The organism is Robiginitalea sp. SC105 (assembly GCF_014243345.1).
Taxonomy (GTDB): domain Bacteria; phylum Bacteroidota; class Bacteroidia; order Flavobacteriales; family Flavobacteriaceae; genus Robiginitalea.
This window is the reverse complement of the sequence record NZ_JACLZF010000002.1, coordinates 153878-172766: the sequence shown is the minus strand read 5'-3', so window position 1 is coordinate 172766 and position 18889 is coordinate 153878. Positions and strand designations below refer to the sequence as shown.

The following is an 18889-nucleotide window of genomic DNA, read 5'->3' as shown; positions in this document are numbered from 1 at the left end:
TGCGGCCCCCGGAATTGCTTGCCTGTGCTACTTGCGCTGGCTCAATTCCTTGAAGGGTCGTTGGTTCTCCCCTATATATACCTGGCGCGGGCGCCCGATGGGTTCCCCCCGCAGGCGCATTTCCCGCCATTGGGCAATCCAGCCGGGCAGGCGGCCCAGTGCGAACATCACGGTGAACATCTCCACGGGGATTCCCAGTGCGCGGTAAATGATGCCTGAGTAAAAGTCCACGTTGGGATAGAGCTTCCGCTTTACGAAGTAGTCGTCTTCCAGGGCTTCCTTTTCAAGGCCCTTGGCGATGTCCAGGATCGCGTCTTCGATTCCGAGATCTGCCAGCACCTCGTCGGCCGCCTTCTTGATGATCCGTGCCCGGGGGTCAAAATTCTTGTAGACCCGGTGCCCGAAGCCCATCAGCCTGAAGGGGTCGTCCTTGTCCTTGGCCTTGGCCATATAGCGCTTGGTATCGCCCCCGTCTGCCTCGATGGCCTGGAGCATTTCAAGTACCGCCTGGTTGGCGCCCCCGTGCAGCGGCCCCCAGAGAGCCGAGATACCTGCGGAGATGGATGCAAACAGGCCGGCATGCGAGGATCCCACAATGCGCACGGTGGACGTGGAGCAATTCTGTTCGTGGTCCGCATGGAGGATGAGCAATTTATCGAGGGCGTTGATGGCAACGGCATTGCGGTGGTATTCCCGGTTGGGGCGCTTGAACATCATTTTATGGATGTTCTCCACGTAACCCAGGGAATCGTCCCCGTAATCCAGCGGCAGGCCCATCTTTTTGCGGTGGGTCCAGGCCACCAGGACCGGAAACTTCGCCAGCAGGCGCACGATGGCGTGGTACATATCCTCCTTGGAGGAAACGTTGACCGAGGAAGGGTTAAAGGCGATCAGCGCGCTGGTAAGGGAGGAGATCACCCCCATCGGGTGGGCCGATTTCGGGAAACCGTCCAGGATTTTCTTCATTTCCTCATCCACGTGGGACTCGGCCTTGATATCCTTGTGGAATTTTTCCAGCTCATCCTTGTTGGGTAGCTCCCCGAAAATAAGCAGGTAGGCCACTTCGAGGAAATCTGCTTTCTCTGCCAGCTCTTCGATGGAGTATCCCCGGTAGCGAAGCACGCCCTTTTCCCCGTCGAGGAAGGTGATCGCACTTTCGCAGGAACCGGTGTTCTTGAAACCGGGATCCAGGGTAATAATGCCCGAGGCGCTCCTCAGGGTCTTGATATCGATGGCAATTTCGTCCTCCGTTCCCTCTACCACGGGAAACTCATAGGTCTTGCCATTGAATGAAATACTCGCTTTGTCTGACATTTGTTCGGTTTAAGGGTTTCGTTAGCAGGTCTTGTAAAACTACGAAAAAGCCCCCTTTTTAACAATCGCCATCCATCGTTTTAGGGTATCCTTAACGGAGTTTGGAGGCCTTTTTTGCAGCGGCCGGAACCCGATAGAGTTTTCCGTAGTAGGCAGCTACCGAATCTGCCCACGTAAACCGCGTCTTCCGGGCATTTTCCCGGATTTCCCGCCATTTGCCGGGCTCGTTGCGGTACATGTCCAGGGCCAGCCCGAAAACGGTCTGCAACCCACCGATTTTTTCCTCGTAGGTATCCCCGTCAAAGAGGAAGCCGGTTTCCAAATGGCGGATGGTATCCTTCAGGCCGCCGGTTGCGTGGGCCAGAACGGGGTTCCCGTTGCGCATGGCGAGCATCTGGCTGATCCCGCAGGGTTCGAACTGGCTCGGCATCAGGTACAGGTCGGTTTCCAGGTAGATGGAATCGATCAGGTCCTCGGATTGCCCGTTGGTAAAGATGAAGTTGGGGTGTTTGTAACTCATTTTCCGGAACAGCTCTTCGTATACGGGGTCCCCGGTACCCAGCAACAGGAAAATCCCGTTGACGGATTCGAGTTGCCCGAGCAGGTGCTCCAGGCATTCGGGACTCTTCTTGAAGAAGTAGAATTTCTGCTCGGTCAGCCGGGCGACGCTGGAACAGATAAAGTCGGGCGGGGCATCCATCAGCCGTACGATCTTCTCGCCCGTATGGGCCAGGAAGTCCGCCTTGTATTTCTTGGATTCCTCCTGCAGCCACCCGAACAAGGCCCGGATGGTATTGGGGAAGAGCCGGCCCGGGGCCACCGTCCGGATGCTGTCATAATTGCAGCCGTTGAGGATGCCAAAGAGCCGCTTTTCCTTCTTTGCCCGAACCAGGTCGGCTTCCAGGCCTTCCCCCCCGATAAATTCCGGGGGCGAGCTCGGTTTCTGGATATCTTCCATGTACGAAGGCGAAACCGTGTGCACGGCATCGGCCAGGCGGATCCCCACCGCCATCAGGTTGATGCAGTCCGGGTAGCGCCGGTCGCTGAGGGCCCGGGTTTCGTAGTCCAGGCCGGGGAACCAGGTATCCAGGGAGGCGTGGTTGTTTCCAAAGGGGCGTATCCCCTGAATGGCCAGGTTGTGGATGCTGTAGACAAACCGGATTTCCCGGAGCGACAGGAACTGCGGATGGTATTCCCGGAGGAACAACAAGAGGCTGGTGTGCCAGTCGTGCAGGTGCACCACATCCACGGCCCCGAAAACACCGTCCCTGAGGGCAGCCCCCACCCCAGTACAGAAAATGGCAAACTTGATAAAATCCGAATAAAAGGGTTCTTCCGGATCGTTGTGGTAGATGTGCGCAATATCTCCTGCAGTGATCTCCGGGTGGTGCAGTACATAGTGGGAAACCCCCGGAATATCCTTTTTGCCTGGTACGCGATAGATGCTGATCTCATAAAGCCGGCCGCGCAGGGGCACCTCCAGCACCCGCACCAGGGTGCCGTTGCCGTGCAACCTCCCGTAGGCGGGTACCACCACGTGGGCTTCATCGCCCCGGGCAGCAATCTGCCGGGGCACGTCCCGCACCACGTCCCCCATCCCCCCGGCCTTGCAGTTAGGGATCCCATCGTTTTCAGCCGCGACAAATAAGAATCGGTTCAAGTGAAGGTTTTATTAAAAGTGGGTTACGGACAAGTAATCGGATCTTCTCCCGAGGATTATCGGATCAATACCTTAAGGGATTTTTTGGAATCCCCGTCATCGATAATCAGGAAATAAATACCCGTTTTCAACCAGGACACATTCACTTCGATAAGGTCATTTACAACCTTCCAAATTCCATCCGTTGAAATAAACTGCCCGGAATAACTGTACAATTCCAAGTTGTAGTTCCTTTCCGGGTCAATGCCCCCGATTTCTATATACTCAGAGGCCGGGATAGGCGATACCATATATTTTTCGGGTTTCACACTTCCCTGAAATTTAAACTGTACGGAGTTCCAATCAGATTCACCTGCACCATTTATCGATTTAATACGGAAGGAATACTGGCTTCCGGCCACTAATTCTGAAGGGACTAGATAAGTGAAATTGTTTGTGTCAACTAACCGGTCGACATTATATATCTGCCCGCTGTTTGCATCTTCAATAATAAAGGACTGCGTACAGGCTGCATCGTCCATGTCCCATCTGAGCATTACCTGGTTATCTGTAAATTCATAGGTCAGCGCATTAACGGCTTCTGGTGCCATACACTTTGAAAAGTATGCAATTAATTCTGCGTTTTCTTCAGGAATACGATAATGCCCGTCCTCAACAGTCGCCGACCAACCGGTCAAAACATATATTCCTTCCTCTCCTGCTATTTCCTGTTCTTCAGCACTAACAGGCAGGCGAAGGGATTCGACAAATTCCTGTGTGAGCGGGGTCTGATATGCTGGTCCGTCAATCGAAATTTCAAGCCCTGGGGGTTCCGTCCGGAACGAAATTTCAGATTTCCGGGGATAGATGGCAACCGTATCACTGGACTCCTGGCCTAATTCATCATGCACACGCACTCGTAGGACGTACCAGACATTTGCTGAAGTTTCCCCCACATCTGGTAGTTCGAGGGACCCACTAGAGACCTGGAGTGCCACTGCCGGTGCATCGTGAATATGATCGTCGTGGTGAAAATCGAGGAACCATTCAAAACGAGAATCCGGCAGGACTCCTTCTTCCGGATCGGTTGCACTGGCTTCGAACATTAGTGTCTCCCCTGCCCGATACAAGTAATCCTCGTTTGGTGCATCTATTTTGACGATCGGTTTGTAGTTGAATGGAATCACCTCGAGCGAAAAAGTCTCACTCCATATTTCACCAAATTCATTGTATACACGTACCTGATAGTTACCGGCGCGACTTTCCTGGGTATCACCAAAACTATATGAACTCCGGTCCGGAGCACTATTGATCCGGTTCCCCTCTCGATACCATTCATAGTGTAATTCCCCCGCACCTACAGCGTTAATGGAAAACCTGGTTCTCTCTCCAATCATAGTTACGGAGTTCTCCGGCTGCTCCAAAATGATGGGCGCTTCTCCATCATAGAAAATTATTTTATAAAGTATGTTATCAATCCGACTGAAATAATAGAGATTCCCATCCGGACCCACCTGCAGATAAATTCCCCCTTTTGGCAGTTGTGTGCCAAAGGTTTCCCTGGTGGGGCTCAAATCATGGTAGTGACCGTGATCATCGTGGCCATCTATTTGTGCATCAATGGTGTTGATCCATTGGTTCCCGAATTCCAGAAAAAAATACTTGTCCCTGTAAATTTCCGGATAATTTGAAATTCTGGGGTTATAAAATGCTCCGCCTGTTATAGCCACACCCGTGCTGTCGTTATCCGCCGTGTTGTGTGAATAGGCATAGGATGGCGGATAATACTGAGCATCCTCAGCCACCGGATAACCTTCGTAGATCGGCCAACCAAAATTTCTTCCTGGCTCGGAAGCGTCATTAACTTCCTCCGAACCCGTTTTACCCACGTCGTTGACAAAAATCAGACCATCTTCCCGATTGATGGCCATGGTATATGGATTGCGCAACCCAAGGGACCAAATGAGGTTCTGGACTTCCCCTCCGCCATAAAACGGATTGTCGGTGGGCACGCGTCCGTCTTTGTGGATACGAAGAACCTTTCCGTGGGTAGTGTTCATGTCCTGTGCATTATCCGGGGTACTATTATCTCCGGTTGTTGTGTAAAGGAATCCTTTGGAGTCAAAAACGATTGCGCCACCAACATGCCATTTGGAATAAATGGGACTAAGTTCCAGAAGTACTTGCTCTGAACTTAAATCGATACGGTCGTTTTCGAAAACAAACCGGGAAACGCGATTGTGTGTAGCCGCCTCAACTGTATAGGTTAAGTAGATATAGGGGGAATTCGGGAAATCCGGATCGATCGCTATTCCAACCAGGCCTCGGTCACCTCCAGAAGCTGCAATGATCGTTGGTATTCGTACGATAGGATCGGGGTAAAGAACGCCTTCCTTATAAAGAAAAATGTCTCCGTCCTGCTCTGCAATCAAAATGGAATCATCATCCAGAAAGGCAAAACAGCTAACATTTTCAACTCCAGAAGTTACACGCACAATCGAAAATCCCTGCGGCAACTCCTGGCCTCCAATAGTCCCGAACTGCAAAATCAGAATAAAACAACTTATGAAGGTGCAATACCTACTCCATAAATCATTGCAGGGGGAAATTGCATTTAATTTCATGTTCACAAATGTGGCTGATCTACTACATAAACTAAATAAGTAACGAGATCGTATAAAGTCTGCTTACCTGTTTACTTTAAATGCATTCGGCCCCGGATAGTAGGCCACGCTTCCGAGTTCCTCCTCAATTCGGAGCAACTGGTTGTATTTGGCCATACGGTCGCTGCGGGAAGCCGAGCCGGTCTTGATCTGCCCGGTATTCAGGGCAACGGCCAGGTCGGCAATGGTATTGTCCTCGGTTTCCCCGCTGCGGTGGGACATCACAGAGGTATACCCGGCATTCTTGGCCATGTTCACGGCGGCGATGGTTTCGGTCAGGGTGCCAATCTGGTTTACCTTGATCAGGATGGAATTGGCAATTCCCTCATTTATGCCGCGGGAGAGACGTTCCACGTTGGTAACGAAAAGGTCGTCCCCCACCAGCTGCACTTTTTTGCCCACCTTTTCGGTGAGCATCTTCCAGCCGTCCCAGTCGTTCTCGTCCATGCCGTCCTCAATGGAGATGATGGGATATTTGGAGCAGAGGTCCGCCAGGTACTGGGCCTGTTCGGCCGAGGTCCGTACGGCCCCTTTGTCGCCTTCGAACTTGGTGTAATCGTATTTCCCGTCCACAAAAAATTCGGCTGCGGCGCAGTCCAGGGCAATCATCACCTCATCCCCCATTTTATACCCGGCCTTTTCCACAGCATTGGCAATGGTGTCCAGGGCATCCTCCGTACCGTCCAGGGTCGGGGCAAAACCGCCCTCATCCCCGACGGCAGTACTCAGCCCGCGGTCGTGGAGTACTTTTTTGAGGTTGTGGAAGATTTCCGTGCCCATCTGCATGGCATGGGTAAAGCTCTTCGCCTTTACCGGCATCACCATGAATTCCTGGAAGGCGATGGGCGCATCCGAGTGGGATCCGCCATTGATGATGTTCATCATAGGGACCGGAAGCGTATTGGCGCTTACCCCGCCCACATAGCGGTACAGGGACTGCCCCATTTCGTTGGCTGCCGCCTTGGCAGCCGCCAGGGAGACCCCCAGGATGGCATTGGCCCCCAGGCGTCCCTTGTTCGGGGTGCCGTCCAGCTCAATCATGACCTGGTCGATCTTATTCTGGTCAAATACGAGCATGCCGCGGACCTTTTCGGCGATTTCCGTATTTACATTCTCAACGGCCTGGCTGACGCCTTTGCCCATATAGGCCTTGCCGCCGTCGCGCAGCTCTACCGCTTCGTGCTCCCCGGTGGAGGCACCGGAAGGTACCGCGGCCCTGCCCAGGACGCCGTTTTCGGTAAGTACATCCACCTCGACAGTCGGGTTTCCGCGGGAATCAAGGATTTGTCGTGCGTGAACGTCGATAATTATACTCATAAGGTTGTCGATTTATTCGGTTGTGTTCAGGTTGCAAAGATACGAAAACAGGCGCGTACCCGGGAGAAGTCCCGGGGCGGGGTGTAAAGGCGTAACAATATCTTAAACAGCCGTGTTTTTTGTCATGTGTTCCCGGATGGTTTCAAAGAATTGGTCAAACAGGTACTCGGCATCGTGCGGGCCCGGGCTGGCCTCCGGGTGGTACTGTACGGAAAACACGTTTTTGTCCTTCATCCGGATACCCGCCACCGTCTGGTCATTCAGGTGGATGTGGGTTATCTGCAGGTCGGGGTGCGCCTCGGTCTCTTCCCGGTTGACGGCGAAGCCGTGGTTCTGGGAGGTAATCTCCCCTTTCCCGGTTTCCAGGTTGATCACCGGGTGGTTGATGCCGCGGTGCCCGTGGTGCATCTTATAGGTGCTGACCCCGTTGGCCAGGGCAATGACCTGGTGTCCCAGGCAGATCCCGAAGAGGGGTTTGTCTGTGGCGATGATCTTCCGGGCCAGTTCCACCGCCTCTTTCAAGGGCTGGGGGTCTCCGGGTCCGTTGGAGATAAAGTATCCGTCCGGGTTCCAGGCCTCCATGGTTTCGTAAGAGGTGTCGTGTGGAAACACCTGGATGTATGCGCCCCGTCTGGCCAGGTTGCGCAGGATGTTCTTTTTGATGCCAATATCCAGTGCGGCGATCCGGATGGAGGCATCGGCATCCCCGACAAAGTAGGGTTCCCGGGTGGACACGGCGGAAGCGAGCTCCAGGCCTTCCATCCCCGGCACCTCTGCCAGTTCGGCTTTCAGGGCGTCCAGTTCGTCCACCCTCGTGGAAATCACGGCGTTCATGGCGCCGTTATCGCGGATATAGCTTACCAGGGCGCGGGTGTCCACATCGGAAATGGCAAACAGCCCGTTTTTATCCAGGAATTCCTGAAGGCTGTAATCCGCATCGGGACGGCTGTAGCTATAGGCAAAATTTTTGCAGATCAGCCCGGCGATCTTCACCCCGTCGGATTCCGACTCCTCTGCCCGGGTACCGTAATTCCCGATGTGGGCATTGGTGGTTACCATCAGCTGCCCGAAATAGGACGGGTCCGTAAAAATTTCCTGGTAGCCGGTGGTTCCCGTGTTAAAACAAACTTCGCCAAAGGCGGTTCCCTCTTTATCGCCCACCGCCTTGCCGTAAAAAACGGTGCCATCCGCGAGCAGGATCAATGCTTTTCTCTTGGCCTGATACTTCATAAATTCTTCCGTGATTTTAAGGTGTTTAACAAAATAACATAAAAAAAGGGACAGCCTGTGAGACTATCCCTTTTTGGTTTAAAACTTTTGATAAAGTCGGCTTATTCCTTGGAACCATCCGCCTTCTGATCATTTTCTTCCGGGGCTTCCTCCGGATTCCCGGTTTCCTTCGCTTCGGCAGCGGTCTCAGCAGCAGGAGCTGCTTCAGCCGGTTTGGTTTCTTTCGGTTCCTCGGCCTGCTCAGCAGCCGGCGCCTCTTCAGCAGCCTTGGTTTCCCCGGTTGCCTTGGCTTCCTTGGCTGCAGGTGCAGCAGATGCCTCGGTGTCCTTGGACTTGGAACGGCGGCTTCGCCTTGTGGATTTCTTCTTCGGCTTATCGGCGTTGTAGAGTTCGTTGAAATCTACCAGCTCGATCATGGCCATGTCCGCGTTGTCACCCAGCCGGTTGCCCAACTTGATGATCCGGGTATACCCCCCGGCTCGGTCCCCTACCTTCTCAGCCACCGAGCTGAACAGCTCGGATACGGCTTCCTTGCTGCGCAGGCTGCTCATCACGATCCGGCGGTTGTGCGTGCCTTTTTCAGCAGACTGGTTGTTCTCGGCCTTGGATTTGGTGATCAGCGGCTCCACAAACTGCTTCAGGGCCTTGGCCTTGGCAACCGTGGTGTTGATCCGCTTATGTTCGATCAGGGAACAGGCCATGTTGGCGAGCATCGCCTTGCGGTGTGCTGTTTTCCTTCCCAGGTGATTGACTTTCTTTCCGTGTCTCATCTCGTATCAATAATTTCGCTGGATGCGCTTCCCGCAACCGGCTTAATCCTTATCCAGTTTATATTTTGACAGGTCCATCCCAAAGTTCAATCCTTTGTTGATGACCAGTTCCTCCAGCTCGGTGAGGGATTTCTTCCCGAAGTTCCGGAACTTCATGAGGTCGTTCTTGTTGAAGGAGACCAGGTCCCCGAGGGTATCCACCTCTGCTGCCTTCAGGCAGTTGAGGGCGCGGACGCTCAGGTCCATGTCCACCAGTTTGGTCTTCAGCAGCTGCCGCATGTGCAGGGACTCCTCATCATAGGTCTCGGTCTGCGCTATTTCATCGGCTTCCAGGGTGATCCGCTCGTCTGAGAAGAGCATGAAATGGTGGATCAGCACCTTGGCAGCTTCGGTAAGCGCGTCCTTGGGATGGATGGATCCGTCCGTCAGGATTTCAAAGACCAGCTTTTCGTAGTCGGTCTTCTGCTCTACCCGGTAGTTTTCAATGCTGTATTTCACATTGCGCACCGGGGTGAAGATGGAGTCCACGGCAATGCTTCCCAGCGGCGCGTTGGACTTTTTGTTCTCCTCGGCAGGTACGTACCCGCGGCCCTTCTCGATGATGATCTCCATATTGATGCTCACCTTCGGGTCCATATTGCAGATAACCAGCTCCGGGTTCAACACCTGGAAACCGGAAATGAACTTCTGGAAATCCCCCGCGGTCAGCTGCTCCTTGCCGCTGACGGATATGGAGACGGTTTCTTCGTTTACGTCGTCGATCTGACGCTTGAAGCGGATCTGCTTCAGGTTCAGGATAATCTCGGTCACATCCTCTACAACCCCCTCAATCACCGAAAATTCATGTTCCACCTTGTCGATGCGCACCGAAGTGATCGCAAAACCTTCAAGGGAGGCAAGCAGCACCCTGCGGAGTGCGTTCCCGACAGTCAGACCATAACCGGGCTCCAGGGGACGGAATTCGAACTTCCCCTCGAAGTCGGTGGAGTCTATCATGATAACTTTATCGGGCTTCTGAAAATTAAATAATGCCATAATCGGATCTGTGTGGTTTTTATTTAGAGTATAACTCGACGATCAGTTGTTCCTTGATATTCTCCGGAATCTGGAGCCTTTCGGGAACAGCTACAAACGTACCCTCCTTCTTGTCGGCATTCCAGCTGATCCATTCGTAGACACTGCTGCTGTTGGACAGGGAATCCTCGATAGCCTGGAGGGATTTTGATTTTTCGCGAACCCCGACCACATCGCCGGCATTCAGGGAATACGAAGGGATGTTCACCAGTTCCCCGTTCACGGTGATGTGCCGGTGGGAAACCAGTTGGCGGGCAGCCCTCCTGGAAGGTGCGATACCCATGCGGTATACCACATTGTCCAGGCGCGACTCGCAGAGCTGGAGGAGTACCTCACCGGTTACCCCCTTGCTGCGGTTCGCCTGGGCGAACAGGTTGCGGAACTGACGCTCGAGGATGCCATAGGTGTACTTGGCTTTCTGCTTTTCCATCAGCTGGATGGCGTATTCCGACTTCTTGCCCCTGCGGCGGTTGTTGCCGTGTTGCCCCGGAGGGTAATTCTTTTTCTCGAAGGATTTGTCGTCCCCGAAGATAGCCTCACCGAACTTGCGGGCTATTTTTGATTTTGGTCCTGTATATCTTGCCATTTTCAGAAATTTTGAGGATGTGGCTATGAATTAAGGCTTGGTCCTTCGATAGCCGTGCTACACCCCCAGTGAAAAAATTATTTAATTGGGTTCTGTGTAAACTTAAACTCTGCGTCGTTTGGGCGGACGACAGCCGTTGTGCGGCAGCGGGGTCACATCGATGATTTCGGTGACCTCGATCCCGTTGTTGTGGATGGTACGGATAGCAGACTCGCGCCCGTTCCCCGGCCCCTTCACATATACCTTCACCTTGCGCAGGCCCGCTTCATGGGCCGTTTTTACGCATTCCTCAGCAGCAACCTGTGCGGCGTAAGGGGTGTTCTTCTTGGAACCGCGGAATCCCATTTTCCCGGCTGATGCCCAGGAAATCACATCGCCCTTCTTGTTGGTAAGGGAGATAATGATGTTGTTGAAGGAAGCCGTGATATGCGCTTCCCCGGTGGATTCCACCGCAACCTTGCGCTTCTTGGTCGCTTTGGCTGTTTTTGTGCCTTTTGATCCTGTCTTTGCCATATCTGCTATTACTTGGTAGCCTTCTTCTTGTTCGCTACGGTTTTACGCTTTCCTTTCCGGGTGCGCGAGTTGTTCTTGGTACGCTGACCCCGCAGCGGCAACCCCGCACGGTGGCGGATCCCGCGATAACATCCGATATCCATCAACCGCTTGATGTTGATCTGTGTTTCGGAACGGAGTTCTCCTTCAATGGTAAATTCGGACACGGCTTCCCGGATACGACCAATCTCGTCGTCGTCCCATTCTGAAACCTTCTTATCCACATCTACCTTGGCCTTCTCGAGGATTTCCTGGGCCCTGCTCTTACCGATACCGAAAATGTAGGTAAGGGCAATTACGCCTCTTTTTTGTTTTGGGATGTCTACCCCTGCGATTCTAGCCATAGTTACCCTTGTCTTTGTTTAAATCTAGGATTCTTCTTGTTGATTACGTACAGTCTGCCTTTGCGCCGTACGATCTTGCAATCGGCGCTGCGTTTCTTTATGGATGCTCTTACTTTCATCTTGTCCGTGTCTTTAGTATCTGTATGTGATTCTGGCTTTGGTCAGGTCGTAGGGGCTCATCTCAAGCTTTACCTTGTCCCCGGGCAGCAATTTGATGTAGTGCATACGCATCTTGCCCGAAATATGAGCCGTCACCACGTGACCATTTTCCAATTCCACGCGGAACATGGCGTTGGAAAGCGCTTCTATTATCGATCCGTCTTGTTCTATCGGAGCTTGCTTGGCCATATATTATGCTACTTTTCTGTTCTTACCGGTTTTCATCAGGCCGTCATAGTGGCGGTTGAGCAGGTAGGAATTTACCTGTTGCACCGTGTCGATGGCCACCCCTACCATAATCAGCAGGGAGGTTCCCCCATAGAACAGGGCCCAGCTTGCCTGCATGTCCATCAGCTTTACCACCACGGCCGGCAATACGGCCAGCAGTGCCAGGAAAACGGAACCGGGCAGCGTAATGAGCGACATCACCTTGTCCAGGAAATCCGCGGTCTCCTTACCGGGACGGATGCCCGGGATAAAGCCGCCGCTGCGTTTGAGGTCGTCGGCCATTTTGTTGGTCGGCACCGTGATCGCCGTATAGAAATACGTAAAGATGATGATAAGCAGCCCGAAGAGGATGTTGTAATACAGGCCAAAGATATCCTGGAACTGTACTTCCATCCACTGTCCGACAGCCGTCTCGTTAAACGTACTCCCCAGCAAACCGGGCGCAAACATGATTGCCTGCGCAAAAATGATGGGCATAACCCCTGAGGCATTCAGCTTCAGCGGGATGTATTGACGGGAGCCCATGATATTCTTTTCGTATCCACCGGATGCCGTGCGGCGCGCATATTGCACCGGGATGCGGCGGGTAGCCATCACCAGCAGGACGCTGGCGAGGATCACCACGAACCAGAGGATTACCTCTACCAAAATCAGCATCGGCCCGCCGTTTCCATTGAGGCGGGAAGCCGATTCCTGCAGGAAAGCCTGCGGCAGGGTGGCGATGATCCCGATCATGATCAGCAGGGAAATCCCGTTGCCGATGCCCTTGTCGGTGATCTTTTCGCCCAGCCACATGGCAAATACGCAGCCGGTTACCAGGATGATGACGGAAGGCACCATAAAGCCGAGGCCTTTGCCCAGCAGGAAGGCGCTGTCCGGCACCCCGAGGGCCCCGAGGCTGTATAGGTAGGTCGGTGCCTGGATGATACAGATAGCGATGGTGAGCCAGCGGGTGATCTGGTTTTTGGTCTTGCGGCCGCTTTCCCCTTCCTTGTCGAGTTTCTGCAGGTAGGGGATGGCAATCCCCATCAGCTGCACGACGATGGAAGCGGAGATATACGGCATGATCCCCAGGGCAAAGACCGAAGCGTTGGCAAAGGCCCCGCCGGTAAATGCATTGAGGATCCCCAGGATCCCGGTATCCGTACTGTCGGCAAGCTGGGCCAGCTGGTTGGTATCGATACCCGGGAGGACAACCTGTGCCCCGAAGCGGTATACCAGCAGCAGACCGAGCGTCACCAGGATGCGGCTCCGGAGCTCATCGATCTTCCAGATATTTGTTATGATCTCTATAAATTTCTTCATAACGGGCTCGCTTATAAACTTATCGCCTCACCACCAGCAGCCTCAATTGCGGCTTTGGCACTGGCTGTAAATTTATGAGCAGTGATTTTAAGGGGGGCTTTGATTTCGCCCCGTCCCATGATTTTTACCAGGTCGTTTTTGTGTGCAAGGCGGAGTTCAACCAGGTTTTCCAGGCTGATTTCCTTTTTCACGGCCCCGCTTTCTGCGAGTTCCTGGAGCGTATCCAGGTTGATGCCGCGGTATTCCACACGGTTGATGTTGGTGAAACCGAATTTGGGCACGCGGCGCTGAAGCGGCATCTGCCCACCTTCGAACCCGATCTTCTTCGAATAGCCGGAACGGGATTTTGCACCCTTGTGTCCGCGGGTGGCAGTACCTCCCTTACCGGAGCCCTGACCGCGTCCAACGGCTTTTCCGCCCTTGTGAACAGATCCCTTTGCAGGTTTTAAATTACCTAAGTCCATTTTCCCTCTGTTTTAAGCTTCTTCTGTAGAAACCAGGTGTTTTACTTTTGCTATCATTCCGAGGATGCTCGGGGAGGAGGTGTGTTCCACTTCCTGGCCGATACCTCTCAGCCCAAGGGCTTCCAGGGTCCGTTTCTGGTCCTGGGGACGCTTGATGCTGCTCTTTACTTGTCGTACTTTGATCTTAGCCATCTCTCTGCTGCTTATCCGTTGAATACTTTCTCCAGGGAAATACCGCGCTGTTGCGCCACGGTATTGGCATCGCGCAACTGCAGCAGGGCGTCAAAAGTAGCCTTGACCACATTGTGCGGGTTGGACGACCCCTGGGATTTTGACAGTACGTCCTGTACGCCCACGGCTTCGAGTACGGCGCGAACCGCACCTCCGGCGATTACCCCGGTACCGTGAGAAGCAGGCTGGATATAGACACGGGCTCCCCCGTACTTGCCTTTCTGCTCGTGCGGAAGGGTTCCTTTGTTCAGGGGGATACGGATCAGGTTCTTCTTGGCATCCTCCACCGCTTTCGCAATGGCGGTAGCCACCTCCTTGGATTTGCCGAGCCCGTGACCCACCACGCCGTTTTCGTCACCGACCACGACGATGGCAGAAAAGCCGAAGGCACGTCCACCCTTGGTTACCTTGGTAACCCGTTGTACTCCCACCAAACGGTCCTTCAGTTCGAGACCGCCCGGTTTAACCGTTTCCACATTTTTGTATTTCCCGTACATAGACTTGTATTAAAATTTTAATCCGCCTTCTCTGGCTCCATCGGCCAGGGATTTTACCCGACCGTGGTATTGATATCCTCCCCGGTCAAAAGAAACCATCTCCACACCGGCAGCCTTGGCTCTTTCCGCCAGGCTCTTGCCCACGGCTTCAGCAATCTCCGATTTGGTCCCTTTGGCTTTGGCGAGCTCTTTATCGCGTGACGATGCAGCAGCCAGCGTCCTGCCGGTGGTGTCGTCGATGACCTGGGCGTAGATTTCCTTGTTGCTCCGGAAAACCGACAGGCGCGGACGCTCTGCGGTGCCGAAGGACACCTTGCGGATACGCCTCCTGATCTTGTTTCTTCTTTCAGACTTGGTTAGTCCCATGATTCCTTGGATTATGCTGATTTACCTGCTTTTCTTCTCAACTGTTCACCCTTGAACTTCACTCCCTTGCCTTTGTAGGGCTCCGGTTTGCGGAAGGAGCGGATCTTGGCAGCTACCTGCCCCACGAGTTGCTTGTCGTGGGAAGTGAGCTTGATGGTCGGGTTCTTCCCTTTTTCCGAAGTTGTCTCAATCTGGATCTCCGGTGCGAGGTCCAGCACGATGTTGTGCGAGAACCCGAGGGCGAGATCCAGTTTCTGGCCCTGGTTGCTGGCGCGGTATCCTACCCCGACCAGTTCCAGTTCCTTGGTCCATCCCTTGGTCACTCCCAGGAGCATATTATTGATCAGCGCCCGGTACAGGCCGTGCTTTGCCTTATCTTCCTTGGTAAAGTTGTCCGGCCGGGAAACGATCACCTGGCCATCTTCCACCTTTACCCCGACATTGCTGAATTCCTGGGTAAGTTCGCCCAGTTTGCCTTTAACGGTAACCACGTTCTCGGAAACTTCCACCGTGGCACCCTCTGGGATCGAAATCGGGTTTAAACCTATTCTAGACATGCTTCTTCTTCTTTATAATTCTGTTAATAAACGTAGCAAAGCACTTCGCCGCCTACGTTTTCCTGCCGGGCCTGCTTGCTGGTCATCACCCCGTGTGAGGTGGAGACGATGGCAATCCCCAGGCCGTTGAGTATGCGCGGTAACTCCCCGCTGCCGGCGTATTTCCGGAGACCCGGCTTGGAAATCCGCTGGATTTTGCGGATGACCGGCTCCTTGGTATCCTTGTCGTATTTCAGGGCGATCTTGATGATTCCCTGTGTTTCGTTTTCCTCGAACTTGTAGCTGAGGATGTACCCCTGGTCAAACAGGATCTTGGTGATCTCCTTCTTTGTATTGGAAGCGGGGATCTCCACCACACGGTGCCCGGCGCGGCTCGCGTTCCGGATGCGTGTCAAATAATCTGAGATAGGATCTGTAAACATCTTCTTTCCTGTATTTAAGAGGTTACCAACTGGCTTTTTTGACGCCGGGAATCAATCCCTGGTTTGCCATTTCGCGGAACATTACCCGGGAGATGCCGAATGTCCGCATATAGCCGCGGGGCCGGCCGGTGAGCTTGCAGCGGTTGTGCTGGCGAACCGGGGAGGCATTTCGCGGGAGCTTTTGCAGCGCTTCGTAGTCGCCGGCCTCCTTGAGGGCCTTGCGCTTCTCTGCGTACTTTGCTGCCAGTTTAGCCCTTTTGCGTTCACGGGCCTTCATTGATTCTTTAGCCATACTAATTCTTTTTAAAGGGTAATCCCAATTCGCTTAACAGTGATTTCGCTTCCTTGTCCGTCTGGGCGGATGTCACAAAGGTGATGTCCATCCCGTTGATACGGTTGATCTTGTCGATATTGACCTCCGGGAAGATGATCTGCTCGGTGATCCCGAGGTTGTAATTCCCGCGGCCGTCAAATCCGGTGGCGCGGATCCCCTGGAAGTCCCTTACCCTTGGCAGGGCAGTGGTTACCAACCGGTCCAGGAACTCGTACATCCGCTCTCCGCGGAGGGTCACCTTGGCCCCGATGGGCATGCCTTTCCGGAGCTTGAAAGCCGCGACATCCTTCTTGGAATTGGTCGATACGGCCTTCTGGCCAGTGATCATGGTCAGTTCGTCCACGGCGTGGTCAATCAGCTTTTTATCGGCTACCGCGGCACCTACGCCCCGGCTTACGACGATTTTCTTAAGCTTGGGAACCTCCATTACGTTCTTGTACCCGAACTCTTCCTCGAGCGCCTTGATCACGCGCTCCTTGTATTCCTGTTTTAATCTTGGTACGTAGGCCATAACTAAATAACTTCATTGGATTTCTTAGCAACCCGCACCTTGTTTCCGTCCCGCATCTCGTAGCCCACCCGGGTAGCGTCCCCGGACTTGTCGATCAGCGAAAGGTTGGAAATATGGATGGGAGCTTCCTTTTCAACAATCCCGCCCTGGGGGTTGCTGGCGCTCGGCTTCTCGTGCTTGGAAACCGTGTTCACACCTTCCACGATGGCTTTGTTCACCTCGCGGATGATCCGCACGACCTTGCCTTCGCTTCCCTTATGGTCGCCGGCAATGACGCGAACGGTATCTCCTGATTTGATCTTGAACTTCATATCTCGTCTGTTTAGAGTACCTCGGGAGCCAAGGAAACGATTTTCATAAATTGTTTTTCACGCAACTCCCGGGCAACCGGCCCGAATACGCGGGTTCCGCGCATTTCCCCGGTGGGGTTGAGCAGCACACAGGCGTTGTCGTCGAAACGGATGTAGGATCCGTCCGGGCGGCGGACTTCTTTGGTGGTCCGCACGACCACGGCTGTCGAAACAGCACCTTTTTTGATTGTCCCGTTGGGCGTAGCCTCCTTTACGGTAACCACAATCTTATCACCGAGGGAGGCATACCGCCTTTTGGTCCCTCCCAACACGCGGATGGTCAGCACTTCTTTGGCCCCGGTGTTATCTGCTACTTTGAGTCTTGATTCCTGCTGTAACATAATTATTTGGCTCTTTCAAGGATTTCTACGAGTCTCCAACACTTGGTCTTGCTAAGCGGACGGGTTTCCATGATCTTCACGGTATCGCCGATATTGCAATCATTGGTTTCGTCGTGCGCAACATATTTTTTGGTCCGCAGTACGAACTTCCCGTACATGGGGTGCTTTACCCGCTTGACCTCAGCAACGACAATGGATTTCTCCATCCGGTTGCTGGTCACAACGCCTATACGCTCTTTTCTTAGATTTCTATTTTCCATAAAGCAACACCAATTATTGGTTTTCCCTTTTTGTTAATTCAGTTGCCAGCCTTGCCACTGTCCTGCGGGCTGTTTTGAGTTGGAGCGGATTCTCCAGGGGCGTTACGGCGTGTGCCATTTTCAGGTCGTCGTACTGCTTCTTGAAGTCGCCCATCTTCTCTTTCAGCTCCTCTACGGACAGTTCTTTTATTTCTGCTTGTTTCATGATCCTGTTCAATTAGGAGGGATCGTAATCCCTGGCAACTATAAATTTTGTCTTGACCGGCAGTTTCTGTGCAGCCAGGCGCAGGGCTTCCTGCGCGATGTCCAAAGGCACTCCGGCCACTTCAAACATGATCCGGCCCGGTTTTACAACCGCTACCCAGTATTCCGGGGCTCCCTTACCCTTACCCATCCGAACCTCGAGGGGTTTCTTGGTGATGGGCTTGTCCGGGAATATCTTGATCCAGAGCTGTCCCTGGCGCTTCATGTAACGGGTGGCCGCAATACGGGCTGCCTCGATCTGCCGGGAGGTGATAAAGCTGGAATCGAGGGATTTGATCCCGAACATCCCGTTGGAGAGCTGGTGTCCCCGCTGCGATATACCTTTCATTCGGCCTTTCTGGGCCTTCCGAAACTTGGTTCTTTTTGGCTGTAACATGTTCTTTAAGCTTCTTTATTTATTTTCTGCGGCGCTTTTTGCCTTCCTGTTTTCCGGTTTTGCCAGTTCCCTTGGACATGCCGATCAGGGGGGACAGCTCGCGCTTGCCGTATACTTCGCCTTTCATGATCCACACCTTCACGCCCAGGCGGCCGTAGGTGGTATGGGCTTCGTGCAGGGCGTAATCGATGTCCGCACGGAAGGTGGACAACGGGATACGACCGTCCTTATAGCTTTCATTCCGGGCCATTTCGGCTCCGTTCAGTCGACCGGAGATCTGGATCTTGATCCCTTCGGCATTCATCCGCATGGCCGCCGCAATAGCCATCTTGATGGCCCGGCGGTAGGAAATCCGGCTCTCGATCTGCCGGGCGATGCTGGCCGCAACCAGGTTCGCATCCAGCTCGGGGCGCTTGATCTCAAAGATGTTGATCTGTACCTCCTTGTCGGTGATCTTCTTGAGCTCTTCCTTGAGCTTGTCCACTTCCTGTCCTCCCTTACCGATAATGATACCCGGGCGTGCCGTGGTGATGGTTACGGTAATGAGCTTCAGGGTGCGCTCGATGATGACGCGGGAAACACTGGCCTTGGCCAGACGGGCGTGGATATACTTCCGGATCTTGTCGTCCTCGGCGAGTTTGTCGCCGTAGTCGTTGCCTCCGTACCAGTTAGATTCCCAGCCCCGGATGATTCCCAGGCGATTCCCAATCGGATTCGTTTTTTGTCCCATACTGT

26 protein-coding genes and 1 pseudogene are annotated in these 18889 nt (G+C 53.5%); all 27 read right to left on the bottom strand.

Features of this window, described 5'->3' with window-relative positions:
- Positions 1–27: 27 nt before the first annotated feature.
- Complete coding sequence (locus tag H7F20_RS09925) at positions 28–1314, bottom strand: citrate synthase (protein WP_185786029.1); 1287 nt, start codon at positions 1312–1314, stop codon at positions 28–30.
- Positions 1315–1405: 91 nt separating this feature from the next.
- Positions 1406–2974: a glycogen synthase gene (locus H7F20_RS09920; protein WP_185786028.1), complete on the bottom strand. Its 1569-nt coding sequence runs from the start codon at positions 2972–2974 to the stop codon at positions 1406–1408.
- A gap of 56 nt (positions 2975–3030) precedes the next feature.
- A complete protein-coding gene (locus H7F20_RS09915; protein ID WP_185786027.1) occupies positions 3031–5577 on the bottom strand; it encodes a PQQ-dependent sugar dehydrogenase in 2547 nt (848 codons plus the stop codon).
- A 63-nt stretch (positions 5578–5640) separates the two neighbouring features.
- Positions 5641–6933, bottom strand: coding sequence for a phosphopyruvate hydratase (eno, locus tag H7F20_RS09910; RefSeq protein ID WP_185786026.1), 1293 nt, complete (start codon positions 6931–6933; stop codon positions 5641–5643).
- Positions 6934–7035: 102 nt separating this feature from the next.
- Complete coding sequence (carA, locus tag H7F20_RS09905; RefSeq protein WP_185786025.1) at positions 7036–8163, bottom strand: glutamine-hydrolyzing carbamoyl-phosphate synthase small subunit; 1128 nt, start codon at positions 8161–8163, stop codon at positions 7036–7038.
- 272 nt (positions 8164–8435) lie between these two features.
- A pseudogene (gene rplQ / locus H7F20_RS09900) lies at positions 8436–8933 on the bottom strand (50S ribosomal protein L17); the annotation flags it as partial.
- 42 nt (positions 8934–8975) lie between these two features.
- A complete protein-coding gene (locus H7F20_RS09895; protein ID WP_185786023.1) occupies positions 8976–9968 on the bottom strand; it encodes a DNA-directed RNA polymerase subunit alpha in 993 nt (330 codons plus the stop codon).
- Positions 9969–9987: 19 nt separating this feature from the next.
- Complete coding sequence (rpsD, locus tag H7F20_RS09890; protein ID WP_185786022.1) at positions 9988–10593, bottom strand: 30S ribosomal protein S4; 606 nt, start codon at positions 10591–10593, stop codon at positions 9988–9990.
- A 102-nt stretch (positions 10594–10695) separates the two neighbouring features.
- Positions 10696–11106, bottom strand: coding sequence for a 30S ribosomal protein S11 (rpsK, locus tag H7F20_RS09885; RefSeq protein WP_185786021.1), 411 nt, complete (start codon positions 11104–11106; stop codon positions 10696–10698).
- A gap of 8 nt (positions 11107–11114) precedes the next feature.
- On the bottom strand, positions 11115–11489 hold the full coding sequence (gene rpsM, locus H7F20_RS09880; protein WP_185786020.1) for a 30S ribosomal protein S13: 375 nt from the start codon (positions 11487–11489) through the stop codon (positions 11115–11117).
- Between the two features lie 2 nt (positions 11490–11491).
- Positions 11492–11608 carry a type B 50S ribosomal protein L36 gene (gene ykgO / locus H7F20_RS09875; protein ID WP_010519235.1) on the bottom strand — a complete coding sequence of 39 codons (117 nt, stop codon included), beginning with the start codon at positions 11606–11608 and terminating at the stop codon, positions 11492–11494.
- A 13-nt stretch (positions 11609–11621) separates the two neighbouring features.
- Positions 11622–11837, bottom strand: a complete 216-nt coding sequence (gene infA, locus H7F20_RS09870; protein ID WP_015753973.1) for a translation initiation factor IF-1 — start codon at positions 11835–11837, stop codon at positions 11622–11624.
- A gap of 3 nt (positions 11838–11840) precedes the next feature.
- Positions 11841–13181 (bottom strand): preprotein translocase subunit SecY, encoded by a 1341-nt coding sequence (secY, locus tag H7F20_RS09865; protein WP_185786019.1) that lies wholly within the window; start codon positions 13179–13181, stop codon positions 11841–11843.
- An 11-nt stretch (positions 13182–13192) separates the two neighbouring features.
- On the bottom strand, positions 13193–13645 hold the full coding sequence (gene rplO / locus H7F20_RS09860; protein WP_185786018.1) for a 50S ribosomal protein L15: 453 nt from the start codon (positions 13643–13645) through the stop codon (positions 13193–13195).
- A gap of 12 nt (positions 13646–13657) precedes the next feature.
- Positions 13658–13837, bottom strand: a complete 180-nt coding sequence (gene rpmD, locus H7F20_RS09855; protein ID WP_185786017.1) for a 50S ribosomal protein L30 — start codon at positions 13835–13837, stop codon at positions 13658–13660.
- A gap of 11 nt (positions 13838–13848) precedes the next feature.
- Positions 13849–14373 carry a 30S ribosomal protein S5 gene (gene rpsE / locus H7F20_RS09850; RefSeq protein ID WP_185786016.1) on the bottom strand — a complete coding sequence of 175 codons (525 nt, stop codon included), beginning with the start codon at positions 14371–14373 and terminating at the stop codon, positions 13849–13851.
- 9 nt (positions 14374–14382) lie between these two features.
- Positions 14383–14739 (bottom strand): 50S ribosomal protein L18, encoded by a 357-nt coding sequence (gene rplR / locus H7F20_RS09845; RefSeq protein WP_185786015.1) that lies wholly within the window; start codon positions 14737–14739, stop codon positions 14383–14385.
- 11 nt (positions 14740–14750) lie between these two features.
- A complete protein-coding gene (gene rplF, locus H7F20_RS09840; protein WP_185786014.1) occupies positions 14751–15296 on the bottom strand; it encodes a 50S ribosomal protein L6 in 546 nt (181 codons plus the stop codon).
- A 23-nt stretch (positions 15297–15319) separates the two neighbouring features.
- Entirely contained in the window at positions 15320–15718 is a 399-nt protein-coding gene (gene rpsH / locus H7F20_RS09835) for a 30S ribosomal protein S8 (RefSeq protein ID WP_185786013.1), read from the bottom strand.
- Positions 15719–15740: 22 nt separating this feature from the next.
- Positions 15741–16010, bottom strand: coding sequence for a 30S ribosomal protein S14 (gene rpsN, locus H7F20_RS09830; protein ID WP_041327039.1), 270 nt, complete (start codon positions 16008–16010; stop codon positions 15741–15743).
- 1 nt (position 16011) lies between these two features.
- Positions 16012–16563: a 50S ribosomal protein L5 gene (rplE, locus tag H7F20_RS09825; protein ID WP_185786012.1), complete on the bottom strand. Its 552-nt coding sequence runs from the start codon at positions 16561–16563 to the stop codon at positions 16012–16014.
- Positions 16564–16565: 2 nt separating this feature from the next.
- Positions 16566–16874 carry a 50S ribosomal protein L24 gene (gene rplX, locus H7F20_RS09820; RefSeq protein ID WP_185786011.1) on the bottom strand — a complete coding sequence of 103 codons (309 nt, stop codon included), beginning with the start codon at positions 16872–16874 and terminating at the stop codon, positions 16566–16568.
- Between the two features lie 11 nt (positions 16875–16885).
- Complete coding sequence (gene rplN, locus H7F20_RS09815; RefSeq protein ID WP_185786010.1) at positions 16886–17254, bottom strand: 50S ribosomal protein L14; 369 nt, start codon at positions 17252–17254, stop codon at positions 16886–16888.
- A 2-nt stretch (positions 17255–17256) separates the two neighbouring features.
- Positions 17257–17514 carry a 30S ribosomal protein S17 gene (gene rpsQ, locus H7F20_RS09810; protein ID WP_185786009.1) on the bottom strand — a complete coding sequence of 86 codons (258 nt, stop codon included), beginning with the start codon at positions 17512–17514 and terminating at the stop codon, positions 17257–17259.
- Between the two features lie 13 nt (positions 17515–17527).
- Positions 17528–17719 carry a 50S ribosomal protein L29 gene (gene rpmC / locus H7F20_RS09805; RefSeq protein WP_185786008.1) on the bottom strand — a complete coding sequence of 64 codons (192 nt, stop codon included), beginning with the start codon at positions 17717–17719 and terminating at the stop codon, positions 17528–17530.
- Positions 17720–17731: 12 nt separating this feature from the next.
- Positions 17732–18154, bottom strand: coding sequence for a 50S ribosomal protein L16 (rplP, locus tag H7F20_RS09800; protein ID WP_185786007.1), 423 nt, complete (start codon positions 18152–18154; stop codon positions 17732–17734).
- Between the two features lie 19 nt (positions 18155–18173).
- The gene (gene rpsC, locus H7F20_RS09795) at positions 18174–18884 is read right to left on the bottom strand and encodes a 30S ribosomal protein S3 (RefSeq protein ID WP_185786006.1); all 711 of its coding nucleotides are present in this window, start codon (positions 18882–18884) and stop codon (positions 18174–18176) included.
- Positions 18885–18889: the final 5 nt, after the last annotated feature.

Excerpts from the sequence above, each read along its gene's own strand:
- H7F20_RS09925 (WP_185786029.1), bottom strand. The coding sequence starts at position 1,314 with ATGTCAGACAAAGCGAGTATTTCATTCAATGGCAAGACCTATGAGTTT.
- H7F20_RS09915 (WP_185786027.1), bottom strand. The coding sequence starts at position 5,577 with ATGAAATTAAATGCAATTTCCCCCTGCAATGATTTATGGAGTAGGTAT.
- eno (WP_185786026.1), bottom strand. The coding sequence starts at position 6,933 with ATGAGTATAATTATCGACGTTCACGCACGACAAATCCTTGATTCCCGC.
- carA (WP_185786025.1), bottom strand. The coding sequence starts at position 8,163 with ATGAAGTATCAGGCCAAGAGAAAAGCATTGATCCTGCTCGCGGATGGC.
- H7F20_RS09895 (WP_185786023.1), bottom strand. The coding sequence starts at position 9,968 with ATGGCATTATTTAATTTTCAGAAGCCCGATAAAGTTATCATGATAGAC.
- rpsD (WP_185786022.1), bottom strand. The coding sequence starts at position 10,593 with ATGGCAAGATATACAGGACCAAAATCAAAAATAGCCCGCAAGTTCGGT.
- rpsK (WP_185786021.1), bottom strand. The coding sequence starts at position 11,106 with ATGGCAAAGACAGGATCAAAAGGCACAAAAACAGCCAAAGCGACCAAG.
- rpsM (WP_185786020.1), bottom strand. The coding sequence starts at position 11,489 with ATGGCTAGAATCGCAGGGGTAGACATCCCAAAACAAAAAAGAGGCGTA.
- ykgO (WP_010519235.1), bottom strand. The coding sequence starts at position 11,608 with ATGAAAGTAAGAGCATCCATAAAGAAACGCAGCGCCGATTGCAAGATC.
- infA (WP_015753973.1), bottom strand. The coding sequence starts at position 11,837 with ATGGCCAAGCAAGCTCCGATAGAACAAGACGGATCGATAATAGAAGCG.
- secY (WP_185786019.1), bottom strand. The coding sequence starts at position 13,181 with ATGAAGAAATTTATAGAGATCATAACAAATATCTGGAAGATCGATGAG.
- rplO (WP_185786018.1), bottom strand. The coding sequence starts at position 13,645 with ATGGACTTAGGTAATTTAAAACCTGCAAAGGGATCTGTTCACAAGGGC.
- rpmD (WP_185786017.1), bottom strand. The coding sequence starts at position 13,837 with ATGGCTAAGATCAAAGTACGACAAGTAAAGAGCAGCATCAAGCGTCCC.
- rpsE (WP_185786016.1), bottom strand. The coding sequence starts at position 14,373 with ATGTACGGGAAATACAAAAATGTGGAAACGGTTAAACCGGGCGGTCTC.
- rplR (WP_185786015.1), bottom strand. The coding sequence starts at position 14,739 with ATGGGACTAACCAAGTCTGAAAGAAGAAACAAGATCAGGAGGCGTATC.
- rplF (WP_185786014.1), bottom strand. The coding sequence starts at position 15,296 with ATGTCTAGAATAGGTTTAAACCCGATTTCGATCCCAGAGGGTGCCACG.
- rpsH (WP_185786013.1), bottom strand. The coding sequence starts at position 15,718 with ATGTTTACAGATCCTATCTCAGATTATTTGACACGCATCCGGAACGCG.
- rpsN (WP_041327039.1), bottom strand. The coding sequence starts at position 16,010 with ATGGCTAAAGAATCAATGAAGGCCCGTGAACGCAAAAGGGCTAAACTG.
- rplE (WP_185786012.1), bottom strand. The coding sequence starts at position 16,563 with ATGGCCTACGTACCAAGATTAAAACAGGAATACAAGGAGCGCGTGATC.
- rplX (WP_185786011.1), bottom strand. The coding sequence starts at position 16,874 with ATGAAGTTCAAGATCAAATCAGGAGATACCGTTCGCGTCATTGCCGGC.
- rplN (WP_185786010.1), bottom strand. The coding sequence starts at position 17,254 with ATGTTACAGCAGGAATCAAGACTCAAAGTAGCAGATAACACCGGGGCC.
- rpsQ (WP_185786009.1), bottom strand. The coding sequence starts at position 17,514 with ATGGAAAATAGAAATCTAAGAAAAGAGCGTATAGGCGTTGTGACCAGC.
- rpmC (WP_185786008.1), bottom strand. The coding sequence starts at position 17,719 with ATGAAACAAGCAGAAATAAAAGAACTGTCCGTAGAGGAGCTGAAAGAG.
- rplP (WP_185786007.1), bottom strand. The coding sequence starts at position 18,154 with ATGTTACAGCCAAAAAGAACCAAGTTTCGGAAGGCCCAGAAAGGCCGA.
- rpsC (WP_185786006.1), bottom strand. The coding sequence starts at position 18,884 with ATGGGACAAAAAACGAATCCGATTGGGAATCGCCTGGGAATCATCCGG.